Annotated in this window: 14 protein-coding genes; 7 read left to right on the top strand and 7 right to left on the bottom strand. The window is 65.9% G+C overall.

Annotated features, from left to right (window positions below):
- Window positions 1-31: 31 nt before the first annotated feature.
- From AOP75_RS12690 to AOP75_RS02000, 4 genes are read left to right on the top strand one after another with little or no spacing between them, the layout of a single operon-like run.
- A complete protein-coding gene (locus AOP75_RS12690; RefSeq protein ID WP_062076692.1) occupies window positions 32-262 on the top strand; it encodes a hypothetical protein in 231 nt (76 codons plus the stop codon).
- A gap of 31 nt (window positions 263-293) precedes the next feature.
- Window positions 294-638, top strand: a complete 345-nt coding sequence (locus AOP75_RS02010; protein WP_062076691.1) for a TadE/TadG family type IV pilus assembly protein — start codon at window positions 294-296, stop codon at window positions 636-638.
- Complete coding sequence (locus AOP75_RS02005; RefSeq protein ID WP_236683057.1) at window positions 631-1,134, top strand: pilus assembly protein; 504 nt, start codon at window positions 631-633, stop codon at window positions 1,132-1,134. The genes AOP75_RS02010 and AOP75_RS02005 overlap by 8 nt, the downstream gene beginning before the upstream one ends.
- Entirely contained in the window at window positions 1,131-1,568 is a 438-nt protein-coding gene (locus tag AOP75_RS02000; protein ID WP_062076689.1) for a pilus assembly protein TadG-related protein, read from the top strand. The genes AOP75_RS02005 and AOP75_RS02000 overlap by 4 nt, the downstream gene beginning before the upstream one ends.
- Here the strand turns inward: AOP75_RS02000 and AOP75_RS01995 are convergent.
- A complete protein-coding gene (locus AOP75_RS01995) occupies window positions 1,565-4,084 on the bottom strand; it encodes a glycoside hydrolase family 2 protein (protein ID WP_062076688.1) in 2,520 nt (839 codons plus the stop codon). The two genes, AOP75_RS02000 and AOP75_RS01995, sit on opposite strands and share 4 nt — an antisense overlap.
- 152 nt (window positions 4,085-4,236) lie before the next feature.
- On the opposite strand from AOP75_RS01995, the gene pflB reads away from it, so the two are divergent.
- Window positions 4,237-6,507, top strand: a complete 2,271-nt coding sequence (gene pflB, locus AOP75_RS01990) for a formate C-acetyltransferase (protein ID WP_062076687.1) — start codon at window positions 4,237-4,239, stop codon at window positions 6,505-6,507.
- 76 nt (window positions 6,508-6,583) lie between these two features.
- Complete coding sequence (gene pflA / locus AOP75_RS01985; protein WP_062076686.1) at window positions 6,584-7,462, top strand: pyruvate formate-lyase-activating protein; 879 nt, start codon at window positions 6,584-6,586, stop codon at window positions 7,460-7,462.
- Window positions 7,463-7,529: 67 nt separating this feature from the next.
- Here the strand turns inward: pflA and AOP75_RS01980 are convergent, their stop codons facing one another.
- The 4 genes from AOP75_RS01980 to AOP75_RS01965 are packed head-to-tail and all read right to left on the bottom strand — an operon-like array spanning window position 7,530 to window position 10,214.
- Window positions 7,530-8,399, bottom strand: a complete 870-nt coding sequence (locus tag AOP75_RS01980; RefSeq protein WP_062076685.1) for a hypothetical protein — start codon at window positions 8,397-8,399, stop codon at window positions 7,530-7,532.
- A gap of 52 nt (window positions 8,400-8,451) precedes the next feature.
- The gene (locus tag AOP75_RS01975; protein ID WP_062076684.1) at window positions 8,452-9,636 is read right to left on the bottom strand and encodes a hypothetical protein; all 1,185 of its coding nucleotides are present in this window, start codon (window positions 9,634-9,636) and stop codon (window positions 8,452-8,454) included.
- A gap of 9 nt (window positions 9,637-9,645) precedes the next feature.
- Window positions 9,646-9,927, bottom strand: a complete 282-nt coding sequence (locus tag AOP75_RS01970) for a hypothetical protein (RefSeq protein WP_062076683.1) — start codon at window positions 9,925-9,927, stop codon at window positions 9,646-9,648.
- A complete protein-coding gene (locus AOP75_RS01965) occupies window positions 9,924-10,214 on the bottom strand; it encodes an SAV_915 family protein (protein WP_062076682.1) in 291 nt (96 codons plus the stop codon). Before AOP75_RS01965 ends, AOP75_RS01970 begins: the two co-directional genes overlap by 4 nt.
- Before the next feature lie 213 nt (window positions 10,215-10,427).
- Here AOP75_RS01965 and adhE point away from each other — a divergent pair, with 213 nt between their 5' ends.
- Window positions 10,428-13,166, top strand: coding sequence for a bifunctional acetaldehyde-CoA/alcohol dehydrogenase (adhE, locus tag AOP75_RS01960; protein ID WP_062076681.1), 2,739 nt, complete (start codon window positions 10,428-10,430; stop codon window positions 13,164-13,166).
- Between the two features lie 69 nt (window positions 13,167-13,235).
- On the opposite strand, the gene AOP75_RS01955 is transcribed toward adhE, so the two are convergent.
- Complete coding sequence (locus AOP75_RS01955) at window positions 13,236-13,904, bottom strand: hypothetical protein (RefSeq protein WP_062076680.1); 669 nt, start codon at window positions 13,902-13,904, stop codon at window positions 13,236-13,238.
- Window positions 13,905-13,971: 67 nt separating this feature from the next.
- Complete coding sequence (locus tag AOP75_RS01950) at window positions 13,972-14,841, bottom strand: bile acid:sodium symporter family protein (RefSeq protein WP_152649911.1); 870 nt, start codon at window positions 14,839-14,841, stop codon at window positions 13,972-13,974.
- Between the last annotated feature and the right edge of the window lie 111 nt (window positions 14,842-14,952).

Below are 14,952 nucleotides of genomic sequence, written 5' to 3'. Positions count from 1 at the left end.
CTGTGACCATCACCTTGAAGGGGAGCACCAGATGAAGCACTCATCACCACGGCCACAACCAGCGCTCACGCGGTGGCGCGATGCGGCACGCCGCCACCGCGCACAACTGCGCTCAGAGTCTCAGTCGGATCGCGGAGATGTCCCCGGCTGGGTGCTGATCACGCTCATGTCCGCGGGACTCGTCGCGGTGATCTGGGCAGTTGCCGAGACGCAGTTGACCACCTTGTTCGGCGATGCCATCAAGTCCGTCACCGGGGGCTAGCCGCACACGCGATGAGCGCGGAAGCGCGGTCGTGGAGTTCCTCGGCGTCGCGATCATCGTCATCCTCGTGGCCCTCGCGCTGATTCAGCTCGTGCTCGCGCTGCACGTGCGTAACACGCTCGCATCAAGTGCCTATGAGGGCGCTACCCATGCGGCGCTCGCTGACCGGGGCTTGGGGGACGGCGAGGCGAGAGCGATCGACCTTGCGGCGGAGTCCATGAGCGCGCTTGCGGTGTCCGCGACCGCGCGCGCAATCACGGTGGGTGGGCAGGACGCCGTCGAAGTGTCGGTGGCGACGACCCTCCCGCTCGTCGGGTTGTGGGGCCCCACAGGGCTCGAGGTCACTGCGCGTGCGCTGGAGGAAGCCGATGCCTAGCGGCGCCCGCACGTGGGGGCGGTGGAGCGCGAGGGTGCGGCACCGCTGGGCTTTGTGCGGAGACGACGGCGGCGCGATCGTGGAGTTTCTTGGCATCTCTGTGCTCGTGCTGATCCCGCTCGTCTATGTGGTGGTGACCCTCGCGCAGGTGCAGGCGGGCGTATTCGCCGCAGAGGGAGCCGCGCGCACCGCCGCCCGCGGAGCCGTCACGGCAGGGGTCCAGGCGCACCAAGACGGGGACCCGCGTGCGATGGAGGCCGCCTCAGAGCGTGCCTGGCAGGTCGTGTCACTCGCAGGCGAGGACGCGGGCATACCCGACCCTTCCGTCGCGGTCGCGTGTGAAGGCGACTGCCTCGCGCCCGGTTCGGCGATTGACGTTCAGGTCACCATGCCAGTGCGCATGCCCGGGATGCCGGATTTGCTCGCCGCCGTGATACCTCTCACCATCGACGTCACCGCCCAAGCGAGCGCGCCGGTTCCGGGTGAGACGTCGTGACGCGCGGCCGGGTGGCGGACGATGCGGGATCCATCTCCGTGCTGTCCTTGGGCTGGGTTGTTGTGGTGCTCGTCGCGGCACTGACGGTGGCGGTCGTCTCCGACGTGCACGTCCAGCGGACGCGGCTTGCGGCGCTCGCGGACGGCATTGTCCTTGAAGCCGTGGGCGCTGGCTCGCATGGCTACTACGAGGCTGCCCGGGGCAGCGCGCTGACGTCGGCAGATGTCGCGGCGATCGCGGCCGTCCGCACCACCTCCGGCGCACCAAGCAGGTGGTCCACGACCGCGGTGGTGACCGAGGCATCGGCCCCTGACCAACAGAGCGCCCGCGTGACGCTGGCGCGCACGGTGCCGTTGCTCTTTGGGCTCGACGCACTCGCGCCGTGGAGCGACGGCGTCACCATCAGCGCCTCGGCGACAGCGCGCTCAACCTAGCCTGCGGCGCCCGCCACGAGGGAGTTCGCGCTCACGAGCACCCGCTCGCTCAAGAACTCCTGCGGGTCAACGTCCGCCGCCGTGGCGACGTGGATCGTGATCGCTTCACCCGGCAGCACTGTGACTAGCGCGTCTGATGCGACGGCGTCCGGCGCGACCTTGTCGGCCAGCACGGTGAGGTCGCGCACCAGCGCGTGCGCATCGACATGAATGTCGTAGCCGCCGGAGGCCATCTCCGCGGTCGCGGTGAAGGGGCGCGCCTGATGCGGCATGTCCTTGTCCTCGTGCCACGACCACACCGCACGCGCATGGTCGCCATCGCCCGGATAGCCCGCCTCCGCGACCAGAATCTCGGAGTTCGACGTCTCATGCTCGAGCACGTGGTCCGGGACCTGGATCACGGCAACCGAGCGCGCCATCACGGACATGTGCACCGTTGCGACAGCACGTTCCGTGCCGTCCAGCGTGAGGCGCGAGAACGTCAGGGTGTCCTCCCAGTCCTCGTCAGTGTCATTGACCGCGGCCAGATGCGGAGCGCCCTCGGGGTCGAGGGAGCCATCCGCAGCGCGCGGCTGCAGGGTGAGCATGCGGGGCGCATACGCCTGCCGGAGTGCAAACCACAGCGGCTTGGGCCGCTCGTCGCCATCGACCGCGGCCCATGAGGTCACGGGCCAGCAGTCGTTGAGCTGCCACATGATGGACCCGGCACACGTGGGCCACCACGACCGGTAGTGCTCAATCGCGAAGCGGATGGCGCGCGCCTGGTTCAGCGACGTGGCCCAATGCCATTCCTCGAAGTCGCGGCCGGCAGGCAGGTGCGGCTCGAGGCCGCGGTTGAGCTTGGCGTTGCCGTCGTCTGCCTTCTGGTGCGCCAGCCAGTCGTCAGACTCCTGTGAGCGTGCGGACTCGGGGATGGCGCGGGTCAGCGTCGCCCAGGTGGGCGGGCCTTGGAATCCGTACTCGGAACTGAAGCGTGGAACATACGTGCCGTAGTGGGTGTAGTCCCGCTGGTTCCACACTTGCCACTCGTGAATAGGGCCCCACGCTGGGTCGTTGGGATGAACCTGGTCGTATTGCTGGTGGGGGCTGAAGGGCGACGATGGCGTGTACGCGCGCCCAGGGTCCAGGTCAGCGACCAGGGCAGGCAGGAGTTCTTCGTAGTAGCCGATGCCCCAGGTACCGTCGCCGCCAATGTGGCCCTGCCAGTTCCAGTCGTGCCATCCCCAAATGTTCTCGTTGGAGCCGTTCCACAGCACCAGCGACGGGTGGGTCATGAGGCGCACAATCGCCTCGCGGGCCTCTGCCTCAACCTCGCCACGCAACGGCGGGCCCTCTGCATAGGCTGCGCAGGCGAACAGGAAGTCTTGCCACACCATCACGCCGGCCTGATCGCACAGTTCGTAGAAGTCATCGGACTCGTAGATCCCGCCACCCCATACGCGCAACAAGTTCATGTGGGCGTCCGTGGCCTGGCCAATGCGGCGCTCAAGGCGTTCGCGGGTAATGCGGGTGAGGAGGTGGTCATCGGGGATCCAGTTGGCGCCCTTGATGAAGACGGGGACGTCGTTCACGACAAAGGTGAACCCGGCCCCGGTGCCGTCGTGCGCCATGTCGACGTTAACGGTGCGAAAGCCCACCGAGCGCGAGTAGCGGTCGAGGGCGTCGTCCCCTGCGTGGACCGTCACGTCCAGGCCGTACAGGACCGGCTCGCCGTACCCGCGAGGCCACCACCGCTCAACATCCGGCACCTCGAGCACCACGGTCGCCGTGGACTCGCCGGCGACGATCTGTGCCTCAGCCCGTACCCCGGCAACGGTCGCGACCACGGTGAGGTCGGCATCGGCCGCCCTCTCTACCGTGACGTGAGCCTCGATGCGACCGGTGCACCCCTCGACTGTCACGACGGGTCGCACGCTGTCGATGCGTGCAGTGTGCCAACGCTCTAGCCTGACCGGCTTCCAGATGCCGGACGTCTGCAGGTCCGGACCCCAGTCCCAGCCAAACGAGCAGGCCATCTTGCGGACCGCGGGGTAGGGGTGCGGGTACGGAGTGGGGCGGTGGCCCAAGGTCTCGGTGAGGTTGCGGGCGTACTCGAGCGCGGATGCGAACTCGACGCTGAGGGTGTTGTCGCCGTCACGCAGGAGCTCCCTGACATCGAACCGGAAGGAGCGGTGCATGTTTTTGGTGCGAGCGATCTCTGCGCCGTTGACGCTCACCGTGGCCACGGTGTCGAGGCCCTCGAACACCAAGTCGACTCGCTCTCCTGGCGCGGCGGCGCGGGCGTCGAATGTGCAGTCATAGCGCCACTGGCACAGGTGCATCCAGGCCAGCGCGGCCTCGTGCGTAGAGAGGTACGGATCCGGGATGAGTCCTGCAGCCATGAGGTCCGTGTGCGTGGAGCCAGGGACCGTGGCGGCGACGGTAGTGCCCGTCACGTCGTCAGGAGCATCGCCCCCGGTATGCGTGAGTGTCCAGGCATCATGGAGCGGGACCGTTGTGAGCGACGTTGCCAACATGTGCCCCACCGTAGCGAGCCGAAACGTTCCGTGTGCACGTCGCGGGGCCAAAGGTCCCAAGCGAGCCGGGCCCCTCGCGGCTACTGTCGAAGAAGAGCGCTCGAGAGGACAGCGGAACCACCGCGAAGCTCGAGCCGCAAGGGAGAACAATCATGACGACCACTGATCCCCGCACCAGCGCAGACGACCTCGCCCACGCACACGAGTGGCGGGCCTTCCAGCGCGGCCCTTGGACCGACGCCATCAACGTCCGTGACTTCATCCAGACCAACTACCAGCCGTACGAAGGCGACAGCACCTTCTTGGCCGGCCCCACCGAGCGCACCACCCGCGCCTGGGATTCCATCGCCGCCATGTTCCCCGAGGAGCGCGAGAAGGGCGTCTACGACGTTGACGCCACGACGCCCGCCACCATCACCGCGCATGGCCCCGGTTACATTCGGGAGGGCGAAGACGTGATCGTTGGCCTGCAGACCGACGCCCCGCTCAAGCGCGCCATCATGCCCTTCGGTGGCTGGCGCATGGTCGCAAAGTCGTTGGAAACCTACGGCTACGACGTTGACCCCGAGCTCGAGACCATCTTCACCAAGTACCGCAAGACCCACAACGACGGCGTCTTTGACGTGTACCCCCCGAACGTGCGCGCCGCACGCAGTTCTCACATCGTGACCGGCCTGCCGGACGCTTACGGCCGCGGCCGCATCATTGGCGACTACCGCCGCGTGGCGCTGTACGGCGTCGACGCCCTGATCGCTGGCAAGAAGCGCGAGCGCGCGCTGCTGGACATGGAGCGTTCCGTCGAGGACGTGATCCGCGACCGCGAAGAAAACAGCGAGCAGATCAAGGCGCTCAACGAGCTCAAGCAGATGGCTGCGAGCTACGGCTACGACATCTCCGGACCTGCCGGCACCTTCCGTGAGGCAGTCCAGTGGCTGTACTTCGGTTACCTGGCCGCGGTCAAGGAGCAAAACGGCGCCGCGATGTCGCTGGGCCGCACCTCCACCTTCCTGGACATCTTTGCCCAGCGTGACCTCGCCGAGGGCGTGATCGATGAGACCCAGGCACAGGAGATCATCGACGACTTCGTCATCAAGCTGCGGATCGTGCGCTTCCTGCGCACCCCCGAGTACGACACCCTGTTCTCCGGCGACCCCACCTGGGTCACGGAATCCATTGGTGGCATGGGTGACGACGGCCGGCCGCTGGTGACCAAGACCTCCTTCCGCTTCCTGCAGACCCTGTACAACTTGGGTCCCGCACCCGAGCCCAACCTCACGGTGTTCTGGTCCGACCAGCTGCCGCAGGGCTTCAAGGAGTACTGCGCTCAGGTCTCGATCGACACCTCCTCCATTCAGTACGAGTCCGACGACCTGATTCGCTCCCAGTGCGGAGACGACGGCGCCATCGCGTGCTGTGTGTCCGCAATGGAGGTCGGCAAGCAGATGCAGTTCTTCGGAGCTCGCGTGAACCTCGCCAAGGCGCTGCTGTACTCGATCAACGGCGGCCGCGACGAGGTCACCGGCAAGCAGGTCGCTCCGGCCACCGCGCCGCTCAGTGGCGACGTGCTCGACTACGACGAGACCCTCGCCGCGTTCGACCAGCTCATGGACTGGCTCGCCGAGACCTACGTGGACGCCCTGAACTGCATCCACTTCATGCACGACAAGTACGCCTATGAGCGCATCGAGATGGCGCTGCACGACAAGGAGATTCTGCGCACGATGGCTTGCGGCATTGCCGGCTTGTCCGTGGTCGCGGACTCGCTGTCCGCCATCAAGTACGCCCAGGTGCGGCCCGTGCGTGACGAGACCGGTCTGGCCGTTGACTACGAGGTGACGGGCGAGTTCCCCACCTACGGCAACGACGACGACCGTGCCGATGACATCGCTGTTGACCTGGTGCGCCGCTTCATGGAGAAGGTGCGCCGCCAGCCCACCTACCGCAACGCGAAGCACACCCAGTCCGTCCTGACCATCACCTCGAACGTGGTGTACGGCAAGGCCACGGGCAACACGCCTGACGGTCGCCGTGCGGGCGAGCCGTTCTCCCCGGGTGCCAACCCCATGAATGGCCGCGACACCCACGGAATCGTGGCATCGGCCCTGTCCGTCGCCAAACTGCCCTACGCAGACGCTGAGGACGGTATCTCGCTGACCACGTCAGTGGTGCCCTCCGGCTTGGGCCGCGACAAGGCGGAGCAGGTGAAGAACCTGGTCGGTGTCTTGGATGCCTACACCGTGTCGCACGGCTTCCACATGAACGTCAACGTGCTGAACCGCGAGACGCTCGAGGACGCCATGGAGCACCCCGAGAACTACCCTCAGCTCACCGTGCGCGTGTCCGGATACGCCGTCAACTTTGTTCGCCTCACCCGCGAGCAGCAGCTCGACGTCCTGTCTCGCACGTTCCACGCAAGCCTGTAACACTCACGCGGCCCCGGCGGGGGACTCCTCTCGCTCGCCGGGCGCCGCACCCTTTCTTCGTGAAGGAGCGCAGGTCATGTCCGTCCCCAGTGACCTCTCCATCGCTACGGCCGATGCCGTGGTGACGAGTGAGACACAGCCCACCAGGGCATCGGCCCCCAGCGGGCGCAACCCCCTTCCGCTGGAGGAGGCCGATGCCGACCTGCACCGCTCGGCCAAGGCCGGCGGTGACACGGGCTCGGTTCACTCGTGGGAGCTCGTGACAGCCGTCGATGGCCCCGGCACGCGCCTCACCTTCTTCCTGGCAGGGTGCCCCCTCAGGTGCCTGTACTGCCACAACCCTGACACCTGGCAGATGCGGCGCGGCACGCGCGTCCACGTTGACGACCTCATGAAGCGTGTGCGCCGCTATGAGCCCGTCATGCGGGCCTCGGGTGGGGGAGTGACCCTCTCCGGCGGTGAGGCGCTGTTGCAGGCCTCGTTCGTGGAGCGCATCTTCGCCGAATGCAAAGCCATCGGAGTGCACACGACGCTCGACACCTCCGGGTTCTTGGGTCTGCGGGCCTCCGACGATCTCCTCGACAACACTGACCTGGTGCTGCTCGACGTGAAGTCAGGGGACCCAGACACGTACAAGAAAGTCACGGGACGCCTGTTGGAGCCGACCCTCGTGTTCGGTCGCAAGCTCGCCGACCGCAACATCCCGATCTGGCTGCGCTTTGTCCTCGTACCTGGCCTGACGGATGCCGTCGACAATGTCGACAAGGTTGCCGACTACGCCGCCACTCTTACCTCGCTCGAGCGGGTTGAGGTGCTGCCGTTCCACCAGATGGGTCGCGACAAGTGGCACGAGCTGGGCGAGAACTACGCGCTCGATGATGTGGAGCCACCCTCCAAGGAACTCGTGGAGCGCGTACGGGGCCAGTTCGAGTCGCGCGGGTTGCTCACATACTGAGCCCTGGGATGCGTCGCCCTCACGGCGGGGCATCATGCGGCCGGGGCCCGGCTGTGCGATTGGCAGGCTACGCCGTTGGCAGTGTTCCCTCGCGGGCGTCCATGGCCTCGAAGCGGTAGGTGTGGGACGGGATGACGATGTGTCGTCCATGCGAGTCAACCGTTGCGGTCGTTGGATCCGTGAACCTGCGGGGGATAGTGCCGGAGTCGAGTTCGTGCCGCGCGGCCGGGTCCTTCCAATACGCGAAGAGGGCGTGCGCCACGAGCAGCGGATCCACGTCGAGCGGCATGAGGTCGATCTCAAGGAACCGGCGGTCACGTCGGGACCAGGGACGATGCGGCTTGGCGTGCCATGAAGCTGCCCCGGACCTTGGCGTCACCCGGATGCCCATGAGGCCTTCGCGGACTTGTTGCCACGTCATCACCTGGATGTCATCCCACGCGACCGCGGCGGACGCGCCGTTGGTGACGGCCTCGATGCCCGCACTGGTCAGCCGCACTGAGCGAGGCTTGAGCGCGAGCGCTTGCGAAGCGACCCCGAGCGCGGCAAAGCCTGCGCATACCGCCCAGAAGGCTCCCCACCCGCCGTCCGCGATCACAGCAAACGTTGCGAGCGCGAGCGCCCACACCGATGCGGTGATGGTCATCCACGCAGTGAGCCGACGGCTCGCCGTGAGAACGAGCGCGGGAGCCTGGCGGGATGGCTCGATTGACATCACGTCGCGGCGTCCACGAGGTCGATGAATGACCTGGATATACAGATGGATGGTGAGGGCCAGCCAGCCGCAGGCCAGCGCGGCAAAGGCCGCAGTCCAGTGAGCGCTCCCTGCGGGGTAGAACGCGCCAAACACGAAGAAGCCTGTGATGGCGACATTCACGACCATGACGGCCCACCACGCCCAGCGGGGAAGCGCGAGTTCGCCGTACGCCCCTGGCATGGTTCGACGCGCGGCCGCCGGAGGGGGTGTCGCTGAGTGCGTGTAAAGCCGGTTAGCCAAAGATCGCTCCCCACGCGTCGCTGGCGAGATCACCGATTGCTTCACCCGTGTCAGTGATCTCCTTCCACCCTGCGTTGACGGTGTCCACGAACCCTTCGCTGGCGTTCTCCCACATGTGATCGATGGCCCCCGACGCGAAGATTCCGGCAGCAGCGCCAACGATCGCCCCCACTCCTGCGCCGACGATGGTGCCGGCAGGAGGCGCGATGAATGATCCAATCAGCGCGCCGGTGCCGATCGCGGCGCCCATGCCGATCGCAGCGCCGCCAACATTTGACACCACAGCCTGACCGCCGCTTTCACCCGCCTCCATGTCCGCCCAAATGCCGTACCCGGTGGCCGCGATTCCAAGAACCGGGACACCTTTGCCCACGCGTGCCGCGTTGCGGACCCCGGAGTGCTTGTTGAGAACGTCGTCGATGGCCTTGACCTTGGCGCCAGCGTCGTCGGCACCGTTGAGGAGGTCATAGAAGTGAGCCTTGGTCGAGGTGAGACGGCCGTCTGGGGTGATCGCGTCGGCGTGCCCCAAGAGCCGCGCCTGCGTGTCCAGATGTAGCTCCCGGAGCGCCGAGAGCGAGTGTGCCTTGGCTGCGAGTTTGGTGACGTCGCTCGCCCCAGTGATGAGCCCGTCGGTCAAAGTTGCCAAGGAACCCGGAAACGCGATGGCGACGGTAGAAAACGTCTCGACTGCTTCTGCCCATGCAAGAAACGCCTCGTCCGCCACAGCAATCGCGCTGTTCCACGCGTCGACGGACGCCTGATAGGTCGACAGGGCGGTCTGAGCGGCAGCCGTGCCCATCTGGTCGGCCATGATGACGGGCGCGGGACCGGGCGCATAGATGACGGTCCCGACCACGGTCAGTCCGCCTGCACGTGCGAGCGCGCGAGCGCTGTCCATGGTGGTGTGGGCACTTTCGAGGGCATCGGCGAGCGCAGTCAGGGCGGTGCGCGCAGTCGCGGTCTCGTCGCGGACGTCTTCCGCTGCGGCGCGGAGCTTGTTGAGCCTGGTGCGAAAGGCGGTCCCGGACACGCCTTCCCACGCATCCTGTGATGTGCGTGCCGAGTCCCTGGCAGAGTCGGCCAGGGACGTGGCGGCTTGCGAGAACGCGTTGGCGAGGAACGTCTCGACCTCACGAATCGACACGGGTGTGCCCTCGATGAGAGTGTCTTGCTGCATGGTGCGGCCTCACTCTGCCCGCAGTGGCAGGTGGAGGCCGTCGATGGCGGCGCCTTCGTTGGAGTCGAAGTCGCTCAATGCGTCTCCCGCTCGTGACGCCAGTTCCTGAGGCTCCGCGGCGAGCCGGATAGCGCAGTCCATCAGCGAGGCAAGCAGGTTCGCGATCGCGGCGTTGGCGATTCCAGCATCGGCCTCCGCCGGTGCCTTCGATGCCGCGCTGTCGAAGTCCGTGCCAGCCTCGTCGAGGCCTGCTGCGATTGCTCGTACCGCGGCCGCGTCGATCCGGATCATGCGGTTAGCCCTCCGCGACGGCGGTGCTCGTCCGGCACTTCAATGTCCATCAGCACCAGATCAAACTTGTCCTTCTCCCAGACCTTCTCGAGGCTGGGGGTCGGCAGGAGTACCCATGGCTGGACGTCACCCATGCCCCGACGGAGTCGGTCGAGTGCGGAGTACACCAGCAGTGCCGTGCGACCGTCCTTGGTCTGGCGATACTCAAGGCGAGCCTCTGCGCCGTCCGCGACAGCCTCCGCGCACGGCACATAAACGGCAGGAGGAAACTCGGTCAGATTTGGCATTGATGCCCCCTTGTTGATCGTGGCACTGACGCTACCGGACCGTGTCCCACGTGTCGACGAAACTTGGCCCCACATGACCGAAGACGCGGCAACACCACTGGTAGGACCAACGTCACACGGGACCTTGGCCACGCGAGAACCGCAGCGCTCGGTCATAGATTCGAACTATCAGGATCCCGCCTAGGGATCCGTGACCCAAGGGAGAGAATCACCATGACCGCCACCGTGGACAGCCCCACCGCTGCTCAACCGTCTGTCGCAGAGGAAATCGACAGGCTCGTCGCGAACGGCCAGCGCGCACTCCAGGCATACTCCGCTTTCACGCAAGACGACGTCGACCTGGTGGTGAAGAAGGCTTCGGTGGCCGCGCTCAACCAGCACGGCGACCTGGCGCTTCAGGCCGTCGCAGAGACCGGTCGCGGTGTGTTCGAGGACAAGGCCGTGAAGAACATCTTCGCGTGCGAGCACGTGACGCACTCCATGGGGCCCATGAAGACCGTCGGCGTGATTCACGAGGACCCGCTGCTGGGCATCACTGAGATCGCCGAGCCGGTGGGCGTGATCTGCGGCGTGACTCCCGTCACCAACCCCACCTCGACGGCGATCTTCAAGTCGCTCATTGCGCTCAAGACTCGCAACCCGATCATCTTCGCCTTCCACCCCAGCGCCCAGGAGTCTTCGGTCGCCGCCGCCCGTGTGGTACGCGACGCCGCGATCGCCGCCGGCGCGCCGGAGAACTGCATCCAGTGGGTCGAGCACCCGTCCATTGACGCCACCAACGCGCTGATGAACCACGACGGTGTTGCGCTGATCCTCGCCACCGGTGGCAACGCCATGGTGAAGGCCGCGTACTCATGCGGAAAGCCCGCGCTGGGTGTCGGAGCCGGCAACGTTCCCGCTTACATTCACGAGTCCGCGAACCTCAAGCGCTCCGTGAACGACATCATCATCTCCAAGGCCTTCGACAACGGCATGGTGTGCGCGTCGGAGCAGGCCGCGATCATCGACGCTTCCATCTACGACACGGCCATGGCGGAGTTCCAAAAGCTGCACGCGTACCGCGTCACGCCTGAGGAGAAGGCTCAGCTCGAAGAGTTCATCTTTGGTGTGACCGCCTCCGGTGAGAACTGCGGGGGAGCCAAGCTCAACCCCAACGTGGTGGGCAAGTCGCCGCAGTGGATCGCGCAGCAGGCAGGCTTCTCCGTCCCCGCAGAAACCTCGATCATCATGGCCGAGGTCTCCACAGTCGGCGAATCCGAGCCCCTCACCCGCGAAAAGCTGTGCCCCGTGCTCGCGATCCTCAAGTCCGAGTCAACCGAGCAGGGCCTGGACTACGCAGAGCGCATGGTCGAGTTCCACGGCCTTGGCCACTCGGCCGCCATCCACGCCACCGACCAGGACCTCATCCAGGAGTTTGGTTCGCGCGTCAAGGCAGTGCGTGTCATCTGCAACTCGCCCTCTTCCCAGGGCGGAATCGGCGACATCTACAACGCCTTCCTGCCCTCGCTGACGCTGGGCTGCGGCTCCTACGGACACAACTCGGTGAGCAACAACGTCACTGCCGTCAACCTTGTCAACGTCAAGCGCATTGGCCGGAGGAACAACAACATGCAGTGGTTCAAGGTGCCGGCCAAGACTTACTTTGAGCCCAACTCGATCCGCTACCTCAAGTCCATGCCAGACGTGGAGCGCGTCACCATCATCACCGACGCCACCATGACCCGCATCGGCATCGTGGACCGGGTCCTCGACGTACTGAACCGCCGCACCAACAAGGTGTCCGTGCAGATCATCGACAACGTCGAGCCGGAGCCTTCGGTCGCGACCGTCACCAAGGGCGCCGAGGTGCTGCGTGCCTTCAAGCCGGACACCCTCATCGCGATCGGCGGCGGTTCCCCCATGGACGCCGCCAAGGTGATGTGGCTCATGTACGAGCACCCCGAGGTGGTCTTCAGCGACCTGAAGGAAAAGTTCTTCGACATCCGCAAGCGCGCCTTCACGTTCCCGCAGTTGGGTGAACTGGCCCAGTTGGTGTGCATCCCCACCACGTCCGGAACCGGCGCGGAGGTCACTCCCTTCGCTGTGATCACGGACACCGAGACCGGACGCAAGTACCCGCTGGCCGACTACGCGCTCACCCCGTCAGTCGCGATCGTCGACCCCGTGTTGACCGCGCAGCTGCCCTCGCGTGTCGCGGCCGACTCAGGCTTCGACGCTCTGACGCACGCCACAGAGGCCTTCGTCTCCGTCTACGCCAATGACTTCACCGACGGTATGGCTCTGCAGGCCATCCGGATGGTCTTCGAGTACATCGAGGAGTCCGTCACCGGTGGCGAGAACCAGGAGAAGGCACGCGAGAAGATGCACAACGCCGCGACGGTCGCGGGTATGGCATTCGGTAACGCGTTCCTTGGTCTGGTGCACGCGATGAGCCACGTCACCGGTTCGACGTTCCACGTCGCTCACGGCCGCACCAACGCGATCTACCTGCCGCACGTGATCCGCTACAACGGCAAGATCCCCACCAAGCCCACCTCATGGCCCAAGCAGGAGTCCTACGTGGCTCCCGAGCGATTCCAGGAGATCGCCAAGATCCTGGGCCTCGCGCACTCCACTCCGGAGGAGGCCGTTGAGGCCTACGCCACCGCGGTTGAGGAACTGCGCGACAAGGTCGGCATCGAGCGGTCGTTCCAGCAGGTCGGCATCGACGAGCAGGAGTTCATCGGTTCGCTGGACACCCTTGCACTGAACGCATATGAGGACCAGTGCGCACCCGCCAACCCGCGTCTGCCCATGCTGGCGGACATGAAGGTCATGATGCAGGCTGCGTACTACGGCATCCGCTACGAGGATGTCGCCGCCCGTGAAGCGGAGGCGGCCGATGCGGAGGCGAAGGTCGAGGCCAAGGTCACCAAGGCTGCGGGCAGGAAGGCTCGCACCGCGAAGAAGTAAGCAACGCCGCACAAAGCACGTAGGCCCCGTGGCTCGGATCTCGCATCCGGGCTACGGGGCCTTGTTGCGTTACTGCTCGGGGGTGAGAAGCGATGGGTCAAACTCGCGATAGTCACGGTACCTGTAGTCATCCCAGTAGTCGCCGTACGGCACCGTCAGCGTCTCAGTGCTCCGCAACACCATGTGGTAGTCCGGTGCGCTGAACTCCGGGGGGAACAGGTAGCCGATGTATGCCTCCATCGTGCCGTCAGCGGTGGTGCCCCTACCCCCCGCGAGCGCGACGTCGTTCTCTCGCACCTCAATGTCAACGAACCCGGCATCGCTCAATGCGGAGGCGATCTGTTCTGTGCTGGGTTGTGGGCCGTCCAAAGAGGCCTTCACTTGGACCTTAATGAAGACGTTCCCGCCTTCCAGGCCGCCGCCAGGGTTCTCGCCGCTTCCAGCGCCCGTGAGGACAGCGTCAAGGTCTTCGGCCATGCCTGGGAAAGTGGCCTCGGCCATGTCAAACACGGCATCGGCCTGTTGCTCGATGTCACCCACATCATGGGGCGCAAACACGCCGCATGCTGCGCACAGCATTGTCGCGGCGGCCGCCGTGGACAAGCCCAGCAGCCGCCGCGGGCGCCGTCGCAACGGGGAGGGGGAGGAAACCGAAGCGCGTGCGTGGACGCGGTGCGTGGACCTTGGCGCGTTGGCGTAGTTGGCGATGGGAGTCCCGCCCCCGGGAGACTGCGTCATAGCGAGAACGTACCACCCTCCTCGTGCACGTAAACAAAGAGCCAATACGCGCACGCCGCGCTGCCACCTAACCGGGATCGGCCGTCGTGGCCGCGGTCGTTCCGGCGCGTTTGCCCATCTCGCCAGCGGCCAAGAGCAGGGAGGCGGTGAGGAGAAGCGCGGCGACCATGACGGTCACGAGGACGGTGGGGGTATCGATGAAGCTGGTCCCGGCAACCAGCAGCGCAGCGGAGAGGTTGCGCTGCGCTGTGCCCAGCGATGTGACGACCTTGTGTTCGCGCGTGGCGCCACCCATCACGTACCCCAACACAAGCAACACTGCGACGAGCACTGCGGTGGCGAAGAGGAGCCCGCTGCCCACCTGGTCCCAGATCGACGGCAGAGCGACGATGATGCCGGCGCCAAGGCCGAGAGCAAGCGCGCTCGAGGAGATCTGGTTCATCGCCGGTGCTGCACCGGCCGCCTCTGGATACCGCGCGCGCACCACGAGAGAAACCAGCAGCGGAAGCAGCATGACCACGACGAGAGGCCTGGCAATGTCCCAGGCGCTGATGCTGACTCCGTCAACCAGAAGCGGCAAGACGATCGGCACGTAGACGACGGTGGCGACCATGAGCAGCACCATCAGTCCCACCGAGTAGGGCACGTCGCCTTTGGCCAGTTGGGCGAGTTTGGGTAAGAACGGGGCGCCGCCGGCGACTCCGAGCAGAAGCAAGCCGAGGGTCTGATCCTGCCCGAGCCCAAAGACCTGTGCGATGGCCCAAGCAGCGGCGGGTGCCACGAGGAAGCTCAGGACCAGCCCCATGAAAACGAGCCGCGCGTTCTTCAGCGGAGTGAGGATTTGAGCAAAAGTCAGTGACAGCCCGAGGGCGATCATCGAGGCGACGACAAATACGAGGATGGCCACTTGTGCCAGGGCGGTCAAGATGTCGGTCAACGGAGCCCCTCGTGAACTGGGGGATAGCCGCTGTGCGCAGCGCCGGCATCCCTGATGGCGTGTCCTCCCCACTGTGCCGGGAAACTCGGCCCGCCGCTACTCCAGCAGGGG

Source organism: Demequina globuliformis (genome assembly GCF_000975155.1).
GTDB lineage: Bacteria > Actinomycetota > Actinomycetes > Actinomycetales > Demequinaceae > Demequina > Demequina globuliformis.
Note: the sequence above shows the minus strand (reverse complement) of the source record. Positions and strands in the feature narration are given on the sequence as shown.